Origin of the sequence: Candidatus Tisiphia endosymbiont of Micropterix aruncella (assembly GCF_965178575.1) — a bacterium.
Lineage (GTDB): Bacteria > Pseudomonadota > Alphaproteobacteria > Rickettsiales > Rickettsiaceae > Tisiphia.
In genome coordinates, this window is sequence record NZ_OZ238268.1 from 1063969 (window position 1) to 1084303 (window position 20335).

Genomic DNA, 20335 nt, shown 5'->3' on the forward strand with positions numbered 1-20335 from the left:
TAGTTTTAAGTTAAATTAAATACTTTACTCTTCAGGATTTTATATTTCTTATGAGAAGTCCTTATAAAAATAAGGTTTTACTGGTGTTTAAGCAATAAAAATTTTACTTTTCGTAACAAAATAATTAATTTGTATACTATAAATATTTTTTCTAATAAATGCAAAAATACTATTAGTTAAAATAAAAATATTGTTATAATGACTTGAACCCCCGCATAACTTTCGAGTAATGTGGGCTTTTATATAGCTAACCCGAAAAACCCCAAGAAGTGAGAAATATATTTGGATACCATGATGATACTGATATAATGCTTGATGGAAGCATGAAATTGGTATACATCCGTATAATTTATGTTCCGATTAGTTAATTGATTCTCCTCCCTAGATACTGAATAACACGATAAGAAAATTAATTATGAAAGATTTTAATACTAAGGTTATTAGTAAGTATGCAGAAAGATTAAAAGGCTGTTTTGTCTCTTTAAGCTCTGAATGCATCCTGTCTTACAAGTATCCTAGTACTTTAAAAAAGTCTTTGCGTACTTTTAATATTATAAAGATTCTACAACAGAATAGTGACTTGCTTGATTATCTTAGTCTAGATAGTCAAAAGAACTTGCTTTCTGTTCTTGAGCATTACGGACCTCTCTCTATTGAGGCATTAAAGCAACAAAAATATCAAATGGAAGAGGTAACAAATTTTGTTACTTCTCTTAATCAACTGGTTGATTGCTTAAAAAGTTCTTCCACTTTATATCATGAAGAAAATAATAAGGCACTAAAACCAGTAATGGATTTAGCTAGAAACTTTGTACAGCATTGTTGTATATTAATAACTGAAGATGTTAAAAATCAAGATGTTATAAATAATCTACAGGCGACTGCAATTGTTTTGAATTTAGATAATTTATCGCTTGAGCAACAAAATCTACTTTTAGATCAATTGTTGCTCATTAAAGAATTATGGCAAATTGATTCTACCATTGACATAAAGAAAGAATCTGTTCCATTGTTATTTCATGCCAATATATTAGACTTCCTGCATAAGTCAAAAATAGTTGAGGGATTTTTAGAAGAAACGAAGCCGAGTACCGCAGCGTACACAGACGTACGTGAGGAGCGAAGGCGAGTTTCGACGACAAAATCACCAACTAGATTGATTTATGCAGGAAGTCTATTATTAACACTGAAAGAAGAGAACACAATAGATTACAGATACATTTTTAAAAAAATTACTAAATTTTTAATAGATGATCACAATGTATTGATGGAGTTAACCAATGCTAAGTTAATTTGCTTATATAATAGGATAAAAGATTTATGTATTAAATCTCAGACTATAAACCATATTTTGCTAAGAATACATGATGAGTCAAAATTTAGGAAGAGTTTCAGTAAACTTAATAATTCAGGGTATGAGCTTTCAGTATTATTTGAAAATTATAATGCAATAATACATCAGATAGAAAATGCAGAGTTCGCTATAATAGAAAGATTTTTACTCAAGCAAAATGTCTTTATGCATGAAATTTTAATTAATATTACAAAGCATATAGATGCTATCAGGATACTCAATATAACAGAAGATTCTGATCTGAATTATATACTAGCTCAGATTAGAAAAAGGTTAACTCAAAATATCCAAAGTGGTCATACTATTTCTTTAATGATTTCTTCTATTGAGTCTAAATTTTCTGCAAAACTTGAAGTTAAAATTATCAAACGATATGCTTCTTTAGATAGTTTTACTAAAAATGCTTTAAAAACTAGGTATCAGTTGCTATTTAAAAATATTATTTCATTATTAAAAAAAGATCTAAATTATGCAGAGTTTGTACAACAGGTAATAACATGTAAAATCGCAGCTGATTATAAGATAAATAGCAATGTTATTTCAGTTAAAACGTTAAGACTAATTGAACAAGAAAGGTTAGAAGTAAAAAAACAATTATGTGAAATAAATTTTGTAGAAATTTTTAGTGACAAATATTTAAATAAAACATCTAGTTTAAGTTTTAAAAAACATGTCAGGAGAACTAGTATAACAACTCCTTCAGGTTATGTTACGATAATTATTAGAATATTACTAACAAATTTTAGCGTTGAACAGCTTCAACTTTTATCACAATTTTTAATGAATGGTAATCTAACTACAATTCGAACAATTGTTCAACAAGAGTTGGTTATGCAAGTTAAAAAACGCACCACTATAAGTAAAATAATATATTATGTATTTACTAGAAAGAAAAATGAACTTACCATGCTCAATAATATCAAGAGAATTCTAAATGAATATACTAACCTCAATTAACCCCCATTTGGGATAAGAATTAATAATTGAAGGTTTTAAAAACGATGACCTACGCATGACATAAAAAGATGTAGGGCAACTACTTTTGCTATAAACAAAAAATAAGAGCAATTTCTATGCTAATTAGAAGAATTAAATTTAAAACATATAAACTCATTGCTTACATAATATTACTATTGCCTTTAATAGCAAATGGTAAGATTATTGATACTGATAGTTTAGACCAAATAAATAAGGACTATGAAGAATTATGCAATAATTATTCCCCTAAAGATATCTTAATGGTTTTGGGTAGAGAAAAAGTTATATTCAAATCATTTTTCCCCCCAATTATCCAATTGAATAAAAATGAATTATCTAAGCTACAGGAAATATTCAAATCAGTTAGACCATCAAAGGATACTTATTTTGATACAATAATGCTTACAGAGTATAAAAATGAGTTATTAGATGTCAATTTGCCTAATTTTATAAAGAATATAATGGATAAAGGTAGCCCCGTAATTGTGAGTGATCATGGTTTAACTGGTAACTTTAACAATATAAAGAAGCTAGAAATATGGGAGGCTGAGTATTTAAAGAAATTTAATATTGATTTGTCCAATAGTTTCCCACAACATAATTATCTTATTTTTAATGATATGAAGCCTTTTGATAATACTTATCCGACGTTTTATCAGGGTATATTGAGTAGTAATAATAATGCTTCATTTCAGTTGATATTAAATTTTTTAATAGAAGTGAAGTTTATGCCAAAAGTTTTAATAATGGTTGATGGAAATTCCAATGAGTTGACCGCAATGGAAAGTCAACTAAGAAATTATGACGATAATGTGATGTTTATTGGTTATAATTATAAATTATCTGACCAAAAAGAATCACTATTCAATTCTCGTGATTTAAAAAAATCACTTAATGAATTGGTTAATAAGGTAAATGCAGTAAAAAGAAGCAATGGCAAAATCAAAGTTAAGAATCAAGAGAGTGTAAATCCGTATGATAATAAAAAATAACTTTTTATTAAAATTATTGTTAATTTTTATCATGTTACCATATACAGGTTATGCAATAATGATTCCCACTTATTCTATAGATTCTGTTACGATAAAAAATTTACTTGAAAAAATTGATGCATCTAGCTTAGTGCTAATCAATATTGATGATACAATAGTTACGCCTAAGTCTAAGATGTTTCGTTATGCTAATCCTTATAGAGGGTTTGTTGAAGAGCTGGCAAGTTTGGCAAAATATCATTCTAATATGGATGAGATAATTGCTAAGTTGTTATTGCAAAGACAAGTTATGTTAGTAGAAGCTAGTTGGCCAAAATTTATCGATAAACTGAAAAGTTCAGGGGCTTTGGTTTTTGGGTTTACTAAAATTAACCCAGCATGTAGACTGATTAAAAATTATGAGGAATGGCAATATGAGCAGCTAAGTAGCCTCGGTATTAAATTTACTGATAAAGTTAATAATAAAGAAATATTAAAATTTGATGAAACTGATAAAAGGTCACCAATTTTTCATAAAGGTATAATATTTACCGACTATCTAAATAAAGCTCAGGCACTACGTGAGTTTATGAGTATCACAAATATTTTACCTAATAACATTATAATCTTTGAGAATAAACAAAGTGAATTAGATAACATAGATAATTTTCTCAGAACAATTGATCTAGATTGTTATGGGGTAGAATATTTAGCCGTTACAGAATTACAAGGCACTCCACAGGAGGATATAGTGAAATTTCAACAGGAAATATTATTAAAAACAGGAAAGTGGTTAGAAGATGATGAGGCTAAACAATTTATAACAAATAGCAAATGATGAATAATAAATGATGCTTAATTTAATTAAGTCTTTAAAAAGTTTAATTACTGAAGCTGGTGGGATTGCTCTAATTAGAAGAGATTTAGGGTTAATAGTTTCTTATAAAGATGATAATTCTCCCGTGACAAATGCTGATAAGGAAATTAGTAGCTTTATATATAATGGTTTAAAGGACCTAGCACCTAATATTCCTGTAATTTGTGAAGAAAGAGATATAATTGCTTTGAATGGCAATCAATTTTGGTTGATTGATCCGATTGATGGTACAAAAAGTTATATAAAAGGTGAGGATACGTATACAGTAAATATTGCATTGATAAAAAATGGTATGCCTATCATTGGTTTTATCTATCAACCATCCGTGCAAAAATTACATTATACAGATGCTAATAATGCTTTAAGAATTGAACAAAATGGCGTAGAAACAAGCTTTGATGCCCTACCTAAAACTCATTATAGGGCTGTTGTTAGCTCACATACGTCAAATGCAGATACCAAGCAGTTCCTAAAGAAACATCTAATTACTGAAATAGTTACTATACCAAGTTCAATTAAATTATGTTTAGTAGCAGAAGGAAAGGCGGATATTTATCCCAAGTTTGGCCCAACTATGGAATGGGATATTGCAGCGGGGCATGCGTTAATTAAAGCTAGTGGTGGAAATATTGTGGATCTAGATGGAAATGAATTAGTTTATCAAAAGAATAACTTCCAAAATCCTCATTTCTATGCCTATAGTCGATATTTCCCTATCTTTACTTCGTTTTGATATTGATTTATAATCTCAACTATTGATGTAATAAATTAATAGTAGGCTCAAGTAATCATCGCCATTAGGGGTGATGTCACCCCTGCCGCCATTATGTCATCCCAGCGAAAGCTGGGATCTAAAAAGGTTGAGTAGTCTTCTTGGCAATTTTTAGACCCCTGCCCTACACCAGGGGTGACATCCAAAGGTGCAGGGACACCCTAGGCTATTAAACCGATATCTTACATCAAGGTGATTTGTTTTAGGTTGAAAATATCAGAAACCTAAAGCACTCTAGCGTAAATATAATAATCCCTATGCACTCCTTGAACAATTTCATATTTCTTAAGCAACCCCTCTTTGACAAAATTACATCGTTCCAAAACATTAATTGAACGTATGTTGTCATTTATTACAGTAGCTTGGGTTCGAACAATACCAGCATATTCTATAAATCTTAAAATAGCTTTGATAGATTTTAGCATAATTCCTTTACCCCAAAATGCAGGATCAAGATCGTAGCTTATTTCTGCTTTGAGGTGCATTGTAGAAACAGTATTAAACCCAGCCGTACCTATAAGTTTATTATTATCTTTAAGGGAAATACCCCAGTAAAATCCTCTCTGGTGATGAAATAAGCTAGACCAATATTTTAGTTCATCAGCAGCTTGTGGGATAGTTGATGGACTGTTGCTATCTGTCAAGAAAGGGAGCATCTCTAATTTACTCATATAACCAAAATAGTCTTCTGAATCATCACTAGTTAATTCTTTCAGCACTATGTTGTCTAGGTCTAACATAGGAAATTGATGGTATATAGAACGATTAAGCATACGTAGAAGCGAATTTACTTTTATAATTAATTGGGTCAATTGTATTATTTTCTTCAAAGGCCTTAAGTCTAAGTAAGCAGGCATGACATGTCCCACAAGATAACCCATTATATGGGTCATAACAAGAAATTGTTTTGGAGTAATCTACTCCTAATTCTAGGCCGGTTTTGATAATTTGCCCTTTTGTCATATTTATTAAGGGAGCATGAATGGTAATTCGTGTACCCAATACTCCTACCGCAGTTGCAAGATTAGCAAGCTTCTCAAAAGCGTCTAGGTACTCTGGACGGCAATCTGGGTAATTAGCATAATCAGTTGCGTGTACCCCCATAAAAATATCAAAGGCTCCTATTATTTCACTAAATCCCAAAGCATAACTTAAAAATATAGTATTACGTGCTGGGACATAAGTGATTGGTATATTATCCTCTAAATCACTATGATCTTTATATTTTGGTACTTCTATGGCATCATCAGTAAGAGCTGATCCGCCAAAGCTACGTAAATCAATATTTACAATTTTATGTTGTTTGATATTATAGTCCTTAACTAACTCTTTAACTTTCTCAAGTTCAATATTATTATGTTGAGAATAGTTAAAACTTATGGCATGAATTTCGTAATTCATTTTTTCCATCATTGCTAGTACTGTGGCTGAATCTGCACCGCCACTAACTAAAGCTACTGCCTTCTGCATAAAAAATTCCCATGATTAATCTCAATTCGATATGAGAATTAATAATTCTTATATCGAATTGGTTTTGTTATTTTACGCCCCCATTTTCTTGTTATACCCACAGGTAAGATTAATTTTTAGCACATCCTGCCACACCTTATCCCAACCTTTGGTATGAGTAATATTAGGGAAACTCTTTTGTTGTATACAATCTGAAGAACTAGCTTTTATATAGCCCTGCATAATTTTACTCGGTACTATTGCATCCTTAGCTCCCGAAAGATGTAATTGCGGAATATTGCTAATTTTTATGGCATAATCTATGGGATTTAATGACTCCTTTAATGCATATATCCCATGATGTTTACTGAAATTCTCAATATCAAGATTACCAGCTATAGTTATTATATCTTTAATATGCTTATTTCTTGCTGCAACCAAGACAGCAACTCCACCACCTCCGGAAAAACCAACCAAACTAGCTGGTTTACCATTACTTATACTATTTATTACTATGTTTGTTGATTCTATAACCTCCTTGGCAAGTCTTTTGTCTGTCCAATAAATTTGACTGCAATTGGGGTTAAGTTCTACTGGCGTATATTGGCACGGACGAGCTATATAAACTATATTAGGTCTAGTATCAAGAGCTGCAAGCTTAAGCAACATAATCTTGGAAGGGGTTGGATTGCTAGAAACTGCGTAACGCCCTATACTAATGCTGCCATCACCCTCAATATAAAATACGTAAGGGCTATCTTTATCTGAAACACGTTGGTAAGTTGTAATAACAAAATCGCCAGCCTTAACTAGTCTTTTCTCAAAGTGGTTTATTGAGGCTACCTTATCTGCCTCCTCAATCCTAGTATCTATAGATGAAACACACGCAGAAAACAACAGGGATATAGAAAGTAGAACAATTTTAAAAAGGTATTTCATCATCTAGATCACTATGGTCAAAGTTACTATTACCAACTGTGCTTTTTGGTACAATAGAATCTAGGGAGTTAGCCCCACTACCTTTAGAGTCTAACAATATAAATTGTGAGTTAAAATTTTGTAATACTATTTCTGTTGTATATTTTTCTTGACCAAGGTTATCCACCCATTTTCTAGTTTGTAAATTACCTTCTAAATAAACTTTAGTGCCTTTCTTGGCATAATTCTTTACAACAGACACCAAACCTTCGTTAAATACTACTATTCTATGCCATTCGGTTTTTTCTTTCTTCTCTCCAGTAGCACGATCTTTCCAAGTCTCAGAAGTAGCAATACTGAAACTTGCTATCTCTTTACCATCAGCCGTGTGCCTAATTTCTGGATCACGCCCTAAATTACCTATTAATACTGCCTTATTTAAACTACCAGCCACAGATCATTACCTATTTAAAAATTACTATTGCAATAGTAATTCAAAACAACCTATAATGCTACAAGTTTTTTGAAAGTTCCTTAAAAATTTATAACAAATTATGATACAAGAATATATTAAAGTCCGTGGTGCTAAGGAGCATAATTTAAAAAATGTAAATGTTGATATTCCAAGAAATAAGTTTGTAGTAATTACAGGGCTTAGTGGTTCTGGAAAATCTTCACTAGCTTTTGATACTATTTATGCAGAAGGACAACGTAGATATGTTGAAAGTTTATCTTCATATGCTAGGCAATTCTTACACCTTCAGGATAAACCTGATGTTGAATCGGTCTCTGGTTTGTCACCTGCAATAGCTATTGATCAAAAAACCACATCTAAAAATCCTCGTTCTACAGTGGGTACTATAACTGAAATTTATGATTATTTAAGATTATTATATGCAAGGGTAGGAGTACCCTACTCTCCAGCGACAGGTCTACCAATCAAGAATCAGACCATCTCAGAGATGATAGATGCCATTCATAATTTTCCTAAGGGTACTAAATTATACATATTAGCTCCAATTATCAGAGGACAAAAAGGTGAATTCAGACGTGAAATGCTTGATCTTAAAAAACAGGGTTTTGGGCGATTATTCATTAACAATGAAATTTATGAAATCGATAATCTTCCAAAATTTGATAAGAATAAAAAACATAATATTGAAGTAATTGTTGATAGGATTTCTCTAGAAGATGATTTAGGTAACAGGCTTGCAGATAGTTTGGAAATCTCTCTTAAGTTGGCAGATGGTATAGTATATGTTGAAATTGTTGACCTACCAAACGGATTAGAAACCAACCTTACTAAAGGCTCGAGAATCATTTTTTCAGAAAAATATTCTTGTCCAGTTTCTGGTTTCCAAATTACTGAAATAGAACCAAGAATTTTTTCCTTTAATAGCCCATTTGGTGCTTGTCCTAAGTGTGAGGGTATCGGCACAGAATTGTGTCTTGATAAAGAATTAATTATTCCAAATAGCAGAATTAGTATTAAAGATGGAGCTATAGCACCTTGGGGAAAAATATCCTCAAAGTTTTTTTTAGAAACATTAAAAGCTTTAGCAAATCATTACGAGTTCTCATTAGACACTCCTTTTATAGAACTACCAAATACTATACAACAAGTATTATTCCATGGATCAGGTGACGATGTTATAAAATTTCAGTATCATGATGGTTCTAAATCTCAGGTCGTACAGCAACCTTTTGCTGGAATAATACCTAGCTTACAAGAAAAGGAGCGTAAGGCTGATTCTTCTTTAGTAAAAGAAGAATTATTAAAATATAAAGCAGAGTACAAATGCACATCTTGTGAAGGTTATAGGCTAAAAATGGAGTCTCTTTGTATTAAAATCGCTGATATGCATATTGGACAAGTATCTACCATGAGTATTTTACAACTACAAAAATGGTTTAATCAATTAGACAAACAGTTCAATAAAAGACAAATGACTATCGCCGAACGCATATTAAAGGAAATCAAGGAAAGATTACAATTTCTTATGAATGTTGGTCTTGATTATCTTGCTTTGTCTAGAGAATCAGGAACTCTGTCTGGTGGAGAAAGTCAGCGTATTCGCTTGGCATCGCAAATTGGTTCAGGGCTTAGTGGTGTGTTGTATGTACTTGATGAACCCTCAATTGGTTTGCATCAACGTGATAATGCTAGATTAATAGAAACTCTAAAGAATCTTCGAGACCTTGGTAATACAGTGCTTGTTGTTGAGCATGATGAAGAGACAATGTACGAATCGGATCACATTATAGATGTCGGACCAGGTGCCGGTATTCACGGTGGACATATAATAGCTCAAGGAACAATTGAGGAAATTAAACAATGTCCCAATAGTATAACGGGTAGCTATTTAAGCGGTAAACAATCTATTGAAGTGCCAACAAATACTAGAGTATCACCTGCGGGTAAGGTCATAGCATTAACTGGGGCTATTTCTAATAATTTACAGGATGTTAATATTACAATTCCTCTGAGCAGTTTTACAGCAATAACGGGGGTATCAGGTAGCGGTAAATCAAGTTTAATAATTCACACTTTATATAAAGCAGCTTTAAAATTTTTAGAACCCTCTTCAAAAAATTTTCCAGGAGAATATAAGTCAATTAAAGGTCTTGAATATATTGATAAGGTTATTGATATAAACCAATCACCAATAGGTCGCACACCAAGGTCAAATCCAGCAACTTATACTGGTGCGTTTACCCATATTAGAGACTGGTTTGCTGAACTACCCACTGCAAAAGCACGGGGTTATAAAGTTGGTAGGTTTTCATTCAATGTTAAAGGTGGAAGGTGTGAATTATGTCAAGGTGATGGTCTGATTAAAATAGAAATGCATTTTTTACCTGATATTTATGTAAAATGTGATGTTTGTAATGGTGACAGATATAATAGAGAAACCCTTGAAGTTAAATATAAGGATAAGTCTATAGCTGACGTTCTTAGGATGACTGTTGAGGATGCAATGAGTTTCTTTGCTAAAGTACCACTAATTTACGAAAAACTTGTTACTTTAAATGAGGTAGGACTTGGTTATATAAAAATTGGACAATCTGCTACCACTTTGTCTGGAGGCGAAGCACAAAGAATAAAGTTAGCTAAAGAGTTATCAAAACGCTCAACCGGTAAAACTTTATATATACTTGATGAACCAACAACAGGGCTGCACATAGATGATATTAATAAATTGCTTAAAGTGCTGCATAAGTTAGTTGATATGGGTAATACTGTTATAGTTATTGAGCATAATCTAGATGTTATCAAAACAGCGGATTATGTTATAGATATTGGACCTGAAGGGGGAGATAAAGGCGGTAGAATAGTAGCTACCGGCACTCCAAAGGATATAGCTGCTTGTAGTGAGAGCTATACTGGACAATATTTAAAGCATTATCTAGACCAGTGTTAAGGTAGCTGCGATGAGCCGCCACATTTAATATAAAATTCCTAAAAGAATATTGTTAACACTTTTTGACATTTATTATTAAAATATACAGCTCATAATATTTGATTATAGGTAGTATTGTTCGTAAATACTACCTAACCTGAATTCGATGTAACAAGTTAATACTAGACCCAGTATCATCTCTATTGTGGGTGATGTCACCCCTGCGTAGGCAGAGGTCTAAAGAAGTAAAGGATTAAGTGCTTAAACATTTTTAGATCCCTGCCTTCGCAGGGATGACATCGAGCGTGCAGAGAATAATAATTATTCTTATATCGAACTGAGGTTAATTTATTGTCTCGTATTAACTGTCCGGAAAAGTATAACCACATCACTACTATTGAGAGAAAACGTAAATTGATAAATTTAGTGTTTGGTAACCTAGAATTAAAAGACGGAAAGCTAGACTTTACGCTACGTTCACCATTTAACGCATTCGTAAAATGCACTAAAATCGAAGAATGGTGGGCCCGGCAGGACTTGAACCTGCGACAACACCGTTATGAGCGGTGGGTTCTAACCAACTGAACTACAGGCCCTCTTATAATGATAGTTAAGGTTTATATAATTATTAGCTTTCTAAGTCTAGTAAAATTTTTATAACACTTGAAAAAGTTTTAATTAATTTAGGACTTTTTGGGTCAATTTTTCTGATTATTTATTTTGTTTGCATAGCTATAACAATATATTGCTTTAAAAAACATGACCCCCAACACCCAACTTGATATTATTAATTCCATTATTTTATATTTCTGGGCTAGTTCTAGATTTACAGCTCTCATATATCCAAAAAAATATTTTATTGAAAAGATGATGATTATCAATATAAGAGGTTGCCATGAGCCTGGAATAATTATTAAATTATTATTAACCTGTATAAGAGGTTTTTCAAAAAATCGCCAATTAATAATAATTGAGATAATTAGTAATATACAAAATAATGTTAAGTCTTGTACATTATTAGAAAATCCTTTTATATAGAGTAACAAGAAAACAACAGGAGCAATAAATAACCTTGATGGTAATATAACTGTTTGCTTACTTGCTTTAATCCCTCTAAAAATTAAGTAACCAAATAATAAGTATACCCAAAATGGTGTAGCCTTCAAAAAATATATGATTTGCATTGTATATAACCTAAACTTCTGAAAGTTTTCTTGCTTCATCAGCCGATATCAAAGCTTCAATAAAGTCATCTAATTGCCCGTTTTTTACGATATCCTCTATTCTGTAGAGGGTTAGATTGATTCTATGGTCAGAAACTCGGCCTTGTGGAAAGTTATAGGTGCGAATTCTTTCTGATCTATCACCAGAACCAACTTGACCTTTGCGTACCTCAGCTCTTTCCATATCCTTTTTATATCGCTCTGCTTCATAAATTCTAGAACGAAGAATTTTCATAGCCTTAGCTTTGTTTTTATGCTGTGATTTTTCATCTTGTAATGCAACGACAATACCAGTTGGTAAATGGGTAATCCTTACCGCTGATTCTGTGGTATTTACGTGTTGTCCTCCGGCTCCCGATGCACGATATGTATCAATTCGTAAATCTTTGTCATCGATCTTAACATCTACATCTTCTGCTTCAGCCAAGACAGCAACAGTAGCTGCAGAAGTATGTATCCTACCACTTGACTCAGTCTCAGGAACTCTTTGCACCCGGTGGACGCCTGATTCGAACTTAAGTTTAGAGAACACATCTCGTCCTTTAATTAGTGCTGATGCTTCTTTATATCCGCCAATACCAGTATCAGAGATTGATAATATTTCAAAACGCCAATTCTTTAATTCTGCGTATCTGTGATACATATTAAATAAAGTTGCAGCAAATAACGCCGCTTCTTCTCCTCCGCTACCAGCTCTTACCTCGATAATAGCATTTTTTGTATCAGCTTCATCTTTTGGCAACAAAGAGAGTTTTACTGCCCTTTCTAATTTAGGCATCAGTATCTCTAAACGATGCACCTCATCATATATCATCGTCTGTGTATCATTGTCCAAATTTGCTTCTTGAGCCATCTCTTTGATGTCATGCAATTCAGATACATATTTATTATATTCATTAATTGTTTGAACAATAGGCTCTAGCTCGGCATATTCCTTCGATGCTTTTATAAACTCATCTCCGACTATACCAGTGGCCAACTTTTTTGATAATTCTTCATGTTTATTCAAGATTTTTGCTAGATTATCGGAAAAACTCATAATTTATTCTATGATTTAAGTTTTAAGTTATGGTGAGGATAGGATGCCAATCAAACGTTATATGAGCATTAACGCAGGACTCTCCATAAATTTTTTAAATGAAGCTAAAAATTTAGCTCCAACAGCACCATCAACAACTCTGTGATCAGAAGAAAGAGTAACATCCATGATAGTAGCGACTTTTATCTGATTATTTTCAACTATTGAACGTTTTGAGCTTGCTCCTATTGCTAGGATACAGCTTTGTGGCGGATTTATTATAGCACTAAAGTTCTTAACACCGTACATACCTAAGTTAGAGACGGAAAAACTTCCTCCCTGAAATTCTTCAGGAGTTAGTTTATTATCTCGAGCCTTTTTTATAAGAGTTTGTAATTCTTGCGATAATGTAATTATATCTTTTTGATCGGCATTTCTGACTATAGGCGTTATAAGACCATTATCAATTGCCACAGCAACTGATACATCAACATTATTATAATACCGAATAGCAGACTCATCCCAGCTAACATTTGCTTCCGGTACAGCTTTTAAAGCTTTTGCCACTGCTAAAATAACAAAATCATTAACAGTAATTTTAATTTTACTCTCTTCTATAAGCGATTTATTTATATCTTCTCTAATATCCAATAACTTATCCATGTTACATTCTACTGAGAGATAGAAATGCGGTATGGTTTGTTTAGATTCAAGCAAACGTTTAGCAATAATTTTACGAATATTATTATTGGGGACGCACCTGTACTCCTCTTTATTTCTGTTCACCGCCCTAATCTTACCACTATTTGTGGGTAGCACTAAGTATGATAACACATCTTTTTTTATTATTCTTCCATGAGGTCCACTACCTTGAATATTTGACAGATCGATATTATCAATAGCAGCTAGTCTTTTAGCCAAAGGCGAAGCATATATCCTGCCTAAAGCTTTCACATTCATTGTTTGCGGTTGCTGATCGTACTTAACCGGCTTAGTTTCTTCTATAGATATTATTGGTTCTGTAGATGGTTTAACAGAATTATCACTACTTGCTATAAAACTATCCAATAAGCTTGCATCTTCACCATCTTCAAGTAATACAGCGATAAGCGAACTCACCGGCACATTGTCTGTACCTTGCACTACAATTATTTTAGCAAGAATTCCCTCTTCTACAGCTTCCACTTCCATAGTAGCTTTATCTGTTTCTATTTCCGCTATAACATCTCCTGGAACAACTTTATCTCCTTCTTTTTTAAGCCATTTTGCAATATTTCCTTCAGTCATAGTTGGAGATAAAGCTGGCATTAGAATTTTAATTGGCATAAATAGTTCTAATTAGTTGGTATTTTGGTTGGATCAGGACTGACTAACATAATTATCTGTTTACCTTCCATTTTAGGAGCAGAATCAATCTTAGCTAAGCCCTCTAGTTCTAACGATATGCGGTCAAATAACTTCATACCAATATCATTATGGATAATCTCTCTGCCTTTAAACCATAGAGAAATTTTTACTTTGTCACCTTCCTTCAAAAAATCTTTGATCTTGCGAAGTTTCACATTAAAATCACCTTGACTAATGTTTGGCTTAAACTTCATTTCTTTAAGGACAACAACCCTTTGTTTTTTCCTACTGTCTTGGACACGCTTTTTACTCTCATATTTAAATTTACCAAAATCCAAAATCTTACAAACAGGTGGCTCGGCATTTGGTGAAATTTCTACCAAATCTAAAGCAACTTTTTCTGCACGTTCCAAAGCTTCCCTAATATTAACGATGCCAAGCATCTCACCATTTTCATCGACTAAACGAACTTGACTAGCCCTAATTTCCCTATTAGCCTTAGGAAAATTACTATTTTTAAATCCAGAAATAAAACTTCTCCATAATTATTGTTTAAATAAAAATCATCTTTAGCATAACCTTTCCTAGTACTACAGTTGTAGTTACTACACAGAGCTGTCATTCCCGCGTAGATCACATAGCCCCGATGTCATCCCTGCTTCGGTGCGGGATCTAAGAAAAGTAGATCGAGGTACTGTTGAACATTTCTAGACCCCTGCTTTCGCAGGAGTGACATCACCTCTAATGGGGATGATGCTAAGCCTACTATTAATTTATTACATCAAACTGAGATTACCATACTAACGTTAGCGTTTTAAATCCCGCCGTAGCTTGGATGACATCGTCTTGACGTTAGTACTACAACTGTAGTACTAGGTTTATGCTTTTTTAAATTGCCTTCCTTCTCCTACTTACGTTAAATAGCGGGTATTCTGATCTTTTACAAGCTTTACTAGATTTTGTAGAGAAATAATTTCCTGCTCATTTGATCCTAGTTGTCTTATAGTCACAGTATTATTTGCCAGTTCTTGTTTACCAACAACAGCTATTATAGGTACTTTATTATTAGAAAAACAACGTATTTTATAATTAATCTTTTCAGGTGAAATATCGACATCTGACCGTATTCCTTCACTAATCAACAATTTGTGTACTTCCAGTGCATAGTCATTTAAGTCACTTGTAATGGTGGCAATAGCCACCTGTACAGGGGCTAACCATAAAGGAAAACGTCCAGCATATTCTTCAATTAATATGCCAATAAACCGTTCAAAAGAACCAATTACAGCTCTATGCAACATTACTGGTCTTTTTTTCTCACCGCTTACAGTAATATAATGAGCGTCAAGACGTTCCGGTAAAACAAAATCAACTTGCAGAGTGCCGCACTGCCATTCTCTACCTATTGAATCTTTAAGACAAAAGTCTAGTTTTGGTCCATAAAACGCACCATCACCCGGATTTAATATGTAAGAATAACCGGCTTCTTTTAGAGCATTTTCTGCTTTATCCCAAACTTCATCGCTGCCAGCCCGTATTTTAGGACGATCTGAGAATTTAATTTTAATATCAGAAAAACCAAAATCTTTATAAACCTCGGTTAAGAGGCTACAAAATTTTACTGTCTCACTGTTAATTTGTTCCTCAGTACAAAAAATATGTGCATCATCTTGCCGAAAAGCCTTCACTCTCATCAGACCATGCAATGCACCAGATGCTTCGTTTCTATGACATAAACCAAATTCAGACATACGTAACGGTAAGTCTCGGTAACTCTTGATACCTTGTTTAAAAATTTGCACATGACATGGGCAGTTCATTGGCTTCATAGCTAGTGTTTTATCATCAGCGAGATTTAGAGCAAACATATCCTCCCTAAATTTTTCCCAGTGACCAGAAGCTTCCCACAGGCTTTTATCGACAAGCACAGGAGTTTTTACCTCGATATATCCAGTTTTTCTGATTTTATTTCTGATATATTGCTCGATAATGCGATATATACTCCAACCTTTATCATGCCAAAATACCATACCTTGAGCTTCTTCCTGAAAGTGAAACAATCCAAGCTCTCGACCTAATTTTCTGTGATCACGCTTTTCTGCCTCTTCAATCATATAAAGGTAGTTGTCTAACTGTTCTTTTGTTGCCCAAGCTGTACCATAGATTCTTTGTAGCATAGGATTTTTACTATCACCACGCCAATACGCCCCAGCCACTTTCATTAATTTAAAATGTTTAATAAAACCAGTTGACGGGCTATGCGGACCACGGCAGAGATCAACAAAGTTACCTTGGCGGTATAATGTAATCTCCTCACTTGCAGGAATTTCCGAGATTATCTCAGCTTTATAATGCTCACCAATTGATTTAAAAAATTCTATGGCTTTATCACGATTCCATACTTCTCTAGTAATTTTTTCATTTCTTTTGACAATCTCATGCATCTTTGCTTCTATCTTAAGCAAATCCTCAGATGAAAAAGGTTTATCCTTAGCAAAATCATAAAAAAAGCCATTTTCAATAGCAGGACCTATGGTTACTTGGATATCTGGGAATAATTCTTTAGCTGCCTCTGCTATTATATGAGCGGCATCATGACGTATTATCTCTAAACATTCAGGATCTTTATGGGTCAGAATCCTTACATTACAATCAGATTCTATAGGTAAACTTAAGTCCTTTAGTTCATTATTTATTTCAATAACCAAGGCATCTTTTGCTAGAGAAGTAGAGATTTTACTAGCTATCTCCAATCCCGTAATATTTTTTTCAAATTGTTTTTGCGTTCTATCTGGAAAAGTAATATTAATCATTTTATTTTATCTAATTTTAGCACCTTCATATTAGCTTGTTAATAGTTTATATTCAACTTAATTTTTAGGTTGTGAAGATTTCTATTTAATGGTCGATTTTGTCTTGCCTATTTTTTGTTTAAAGATTTTACTATATGACCTCATGTAAGGACATCGGAATAGCCTAGGGTGTCATCTTACAATCCCTGCATAGTGCTTATGTCATTCCTGCGTAGGCAGGAATCTAGAAAAATGACCAAGATAGCTTGTGTTGAGTTATTTTAGACCCCTGCTTACGCAGGGGTGACATCCGAAGGGGCTGGGATGAAAGCAGGGGTTGTAAGATAAAAGTATGATATAATGGCGAATAGAAGTGACATCACCCCTAATAGCGATGATTACTTGAGCCTACTATTAATTTATTACATCGATAGTTGAGGTTATATATAATCAATTATGCAAACCTTTGATTTGTGTTTTTTACGTTTTCAAGAGCTTTTTTAATTACCCTATTTAATCCAGTTCTTGTATAGCTAGACACTACAAAAATTTCCTCACTAGTAATTTTTTGCAATTCTGTAATTTTATCTTTAATTTCTTCTTCTAACAAAACATCGCACTTATTCAAACAAATTATTTCGAGCTTATTTTTTAATAAGCTCGAATATGATTCAAGCTCGTTCCTAATAGTTCTATAATCAGCAATCAAATTATCACTTGTTGCTGATATCAAATGAATCAATAAATTACATCTCTCAATATGTTTTAGGAATTTATCACCGAGTCCATGTCCTAAGTGAGCCCCTTCTATTAAACCTGGGATATCAGCTATCACAAATTCTTCATCATCTACATAAACCACACCAAGATTAGGGCTTAGTGTGGTAAATGGATAATCAGCAATTTTAGGTTTTGCTGATGTCGTGGCTGCAAGGAAAGTCGATTTCCCTGCATTAGGTAGACCTATAAGACCAACATCTGAAAGTAGTTTGAGTTGTAAATTTACCCACATCTCTTCTCCCACAACACCTTCAGTCCTACGTCGCGGAGCTTGATTGGTAGATGACTTAAAATGGCTATTACCAAGCCCGCCTTTGCCTCCCTTAAGAATTTCAAAAGTTTGTTCATCGGAAGTGAAATCATATAGTAGAACATCGCCATGTTCTGAGAATATTTGTGTTCCTACTGGTACTTCTAGGAGTAAAGCAGGTTTAGACTTACCACTACGGTTCGAGCCTTTACCATTCTCACCATTTTCTGCTTTAAAATGCAGTTTATACCTAAAATTTACTAAAGTATTAAGATGAGAATTGCACTTAAAAATAATGCTACCACCACGACCACCATCGCCACCATCAGGTCCACCCATATCAATATATTTTTCTCGATGGAAACTAATCGCCCCATCACCACCAGTACCGGCTTTTAAGTATATTTTAGCTTCATCGATAAAATTCATAATATATTATTGTAAGTTGAATTAGTATGTCCTACTTATTTCTTCTGATGTCATCCCTGCGAAAGCAGGTATCTAAAAAGGTTTAAATAGTCTTCTAGGCTACTTTTTTAGATCCTCGCCTACGCGAGCAGAGTATCGCTGGATCAAATTTCACCACTTTTATCAGATACTTATCAGGGATTCAGAACATTATGTGATTCTGCACAAAAACTTTTCTGTTGGTTTTCTGTTGATTTTATACCAAAGTTGCAGAAATACAACCACAAAAAAAGTCTCTTTCTAACTGATTTTCAGAGGAGGAAAATATGACAAAAACGTTAATTTCCTCCGGCAATTTAGGGTGTGTCATCAATTGAGGCAAATTACCATGGAAACCATATAAACAGCTCCTAAAAAGTTCTGAGATGTTTTGTCATATCGTGTTGCGATAGCTCTATATTGCTTCAATTTTGCAAAAAAGTTCTCAATCAAATGCCTAGCTTTATAAAGATCCTTATCATAATTAGCTGGATTCACACGATTCTTCTTTGGGGGAATCACAACTGTACATCCCTTATCTTTCAGCTTATCGCGCATACGTGCATCGGCATCATAAGCCTTATCAGCAAGTACAGCATCCGCTTTCGTCAATTCATTCATCAAAACATCAGATCCTTGCAAATCATGAGCTTGACCCGGGGTAAGATGGAATCCCGTTGGATTCCCTAGAGCGTCACATGTGGCATGGATTTTAGTACTCAGCCCCCCTTTACCTCGTCCAATTGCTTGGTCATCCTCTAACTCTTTTTTTTAGCACCAGCACTATGTTGATGACTCCTAACAATGGTTGAATCAATCATGGCATACTCGTTATCAGCATCTTTAGCCAACATCTCAAAAACCTTTTTCCACACACCTGTCTTGCTCCACCTTGAATGACGTAGGTGAATCACTCGAAAATCTCCAAAACGTTCAGGTAGGTCTCTCCAAGGTATACCAGCCCTATATCGATACAAGACCGCTTCTACAAATAGGCGATTATCCTTGGCTGTTACGCCAACAGACTCTTCCCTTCCAGGTAGGTTATCTTTAATCCGATCCCATTGATCGTCACGTAGAGCATATCGACGCATAGAGAAAATTTATCCTTAATTTTTTCTCTATTACACAACAAACAAACACTATTGTCAACTTAATTGATGACACGCCCTAGTTAAAAATCCTGATACCATTTTTTACAATTTTGTGGATAATTTTATCCCACCTGAGTGGCGAAATCTTACTAACAATTGTGGTAAGCGATTAAGTACAACTTCTCGTCAACTTTTGTCGTTGATAGTTTCTCGTTTACAATTTTATAACAAGATAGGTAAGCCAGCAGAAGAATTACAAGAAGGCTATCTTTTCTTCCAGCAACAGTTAGGAGTTTGTCAAAAACGGGTAAAGCAATGTCTAGAAGAACTGAAAGACAGTGGTTTAATTGATTGTCATTCAACTACTTTGATTATACATAATATGAGATGTCCTAATATTCAATGTATCAAACTCCTTAAAAATTTTGTCAGTTTCCGTAAAACTAATTGCCAAACTAATAATTATAATTCTAACCAACAAGAATTTTCAAAGCAATCTGAAACAAACCATAACTCAATAGGTCAAAATATTCAACCTAACTCGAAAAAAGTTTCCACTCAACCGGAAAAAATTTTCCACCACACAATATAATAGATATATAATTATATATCTATATCTAGATACAGCAAAAAAAAATTTTTTGAGGAAAATTGTGGACAAAGT

General features: G+C 33.5%; 17 protein-coding genes and 1 tRNA gene. 6 read left to right on the forward strand and 12 right to left on the reverse strand.

Annotated features, from left to right (window positions below; genetic code table 11):
• Positions 1 to 415: 415 nt before the first annotated feature.
• The 4 genes from ACN1AG_RS05300 (at position 416) to ACN1AG_RS05315 (ending at position 4913) form a co-directional block, all read left to right on the forward strand.
• Entirely contained in the window at positions 416 to 2311 is a 1896-nt protein-coding gene (locus ACN1AG_RS05300) for a hypothetical protein (RefSeq protein ID WP_417904600.1), read from the forward strand.
• Positions 2312 to 2427: 116 nt separating this feature from the next.
• On the forward strand, positions 2428 to 3324 hold the full coding sequence (locus ACN1AG_RS05305) for a DUF2608 domain-containing protein (RefSeq protein WP_417904601.1): 897 nt from the start codon (positions 2428 to 2430) through the stop codon (positions 3322 to 3324).
• A complete protein-coding gene (locus ACN1AG_RS05310) occupies positions 3308 to 4141 on the forward strand; it encodes a DUF2608 domain-containing protein (RefSeq protein ID WP_417904602.1) in 834 nt (277 codons plus the stop codon). Before ACN1AG_RS05305 ends, ACN1AG_RS05310 begins: the two co-directional genes overlap by 17 nt.
• Before the next feature lie 10 nt (positions 4142 to 4151).
• Positions 4152 to 4913 (forward strand): 3'(2'),5'-bisphosphate nucleotidase CysQ family protein, encoded by a 762-nt coding sequence (locus ACN1AG_RS05315; protein WP_417904603.1) that lies wholly within the window; start codon positions 4152 to 4154, stop codon positions 4911 to 4913.
• A gap of 263 nt (positions 4914 to 5176) precedes the next feature.
• On the opposite strand, the gene ACN1AG_RS05320 is transcribed toward ACN1AG_RS05315, so the two are convergent.
• The 4 genes from ACN1AG_RS05320 to ssb all read right to left on the reverse strand — a co-directional run bounded on the left by ACN1AG_RS05320 (position 5177) and on the right by ssb (position 7773).
• Positions 5177 to 5725 carry a GNAT family N-acetyltransferase gene (locus ACN1AG_RS05320; protein WP_417904604.1) on the reverse strand — a complete coding sequence of 183 codons (549 nt, stop codon included), beginning with the start codon at positions 5723 to 5725 and terminating at the stop codon, positions 5177 to 5179.
• Positions 5718 to 6422, reverse strand: a complete 705-nt coding sequence (gene queC / locus ACN1AG_RS05325; RefSeq protein WP_417904605.1) for a 7-cyano-7-deazaguanine synthase QueC — start codon at positions 6420 to 6422, stop codon at positions 5718 to 5720. Before queC ends, ACN1AG_RS05320 begins: the two co-directional genes overlap by 8 nt.
• Before the next feature lie 72 nt (positions 6423 to 6494).
• Positions 6495 to 7343, reverse strand: coding sequence for an alpha/beta hydrolase (locus tag ACN1AG_RS05330; protein WP_417904606.1), 849 nt, complete (start codon positions 7341 to 7343; stop codon positions 6495 to 6497).
• Positions 7324 to 7773: a single-stranded DNA-binding protein gene (gene ssb, locus ACN1AG_RS05335; RefSeq protein WP_367364009.1), complete on the reverse strand. Its 450-nt coding sequence runs from the start codon at positions 7771 to 7773 to the stop codon at positions 7324 to 7326. The genes ACN1AG_RS05330 and ssb overlap by 20 nt, the downstream gene beginning before the upstream one ends.
• Before the next feature lie 100 nt (positions 7774 to 7873).
• Here ssb and uvrA point away from each other — a divergent pair, with 100 nt between their 5' ends.
• Positions 7874 to 10741, forward strand: coding sequence for an excinuclease ABC subunit UvrA (gene uvrA / locus ACN1AG_RS05340; RefSeq protein ID WP_417904607.1), 2868 nt, complete (start codon positions 7874 to 7876; stop codon positions 10739 to 10741).
• A gap of 498 nt (positions 10742 to 11239) precedes the next feature.
• On the opposite strand, the gene ACN1AG_RS05345 is transcribed toward uvrA, so the two are convergent.
• From ACN1AG_RS05345 to ACN1AG_RS05380, 8 genes are all read right to left on the reverse strand, one after another.
• A tRNA-Ile gene (locus ACN1AG_RS05345) sits at positions 11240 to 11316 on the reverse strand.
• A 102-nt stretch (positions 11317 to 11418) separates the two neighbouring features.
• Positions 11419 to 11904, reverse strand: coding sequence for a hypothetical protein (locus ACN1AG_RS05350; RefSeq protein ID WP_417904608.1), 486 nt, complete (start codon positions 11902 to 11904; stop codon positions 11419 to 11421).
• Between the two features lie 10 nt (positions 11905 to 11914).
• Positions 11915 to 12982: a peptide chain release factor 1 gene (gene prfA / locus ACN1AG_RS05355; protein ID WP_417904609.1), complete on the reverse strand. Its 1068-nt coding sequence runs from the start codon at positions 12980 to 12982 to the stop codon at positions 11915 to 11917.
• Positions 12983 to 13039: 57 nt separating this feature from the next.
• On the reverse strand, positions 13040 to 14287 hold the full coding sequence (locus ACN1AG_RS05360) for a pyruvate dehydrogenase complex dihydrolipoamide acetyltransferase (protein WP_417904610.1): 1248 nt from the start codon (positions 14285 to 14287) through the stop codon (positions 13040 to 13042).
• An 8-nt stretch (positions 14288 to 14295) separates the two neighbouring features.
• Positions 14296 to 14751 (reverse strand): translation initiation factor IF-3, encoded by a 456-nt coding sequence (gene infC / locus ACN1AG_RS05365; protein ID WP_341753490.1) that lies wholly within the window; start codon positions 14749 to 14751, stop codon positions 14296 to 14298.
• 468 nt (positions 14752 to 15219) lie between these two features.
• On the reverse strand, positions 15220 to 17121 hold the full coding sequence (gene thrS, locus ACN1AG_RS05370; protein ID WP_417904611.1) for a threonine--tRNA ligase: 1902 nt from the start codon (positions 17119 to 17121) through the stop codon (positions 15220 to 15222).
• Positions 17122 to 17554: 433 nt separating this feature from the next.
• Entirely contained in the window at positions 17555 to 18559 is a 1005-nt protein-coding gene (gene obgE / locus ACN1AG_RS05375) for a GTPase ObgE (protein ID WP_417904612.1), read from the reverse strand.
• Positions 18560 to 18907: 348 nt separating this feature from the next.
• A protein-coding gene (locus ACN1AG_RS05380) for an IS5 family transposase (RefSeq protein WP_417904533.1) occupies positions 18908 to 19671 on the reverse strand; the annotation gives its coding sequence in 2 pieces (ribosomal slippage) (positions 18908 to 19336 and positions 19339 to 19671; 762 coding nt in all).
• Positions 19672 to 19783: 112 nt separating this feature from the next.
• On the opposite strand from ACN1AG_RS05380, the gene ACN1AG_RS05385 reads away from it, so the two are divergent.
• Positions 19784 to 20263: a hypothetical protein gene (locus ACN1AG_RS05385; protein ID WP_417904613.1), complete on the forward strand. Its 480-nt coding sequence runs from the start codon at positions 19784 to 19786 to the stop codon at positions 20261 to 20263.
• Positions 20264 to 20335: the final 72 nt, after the last annotated feature.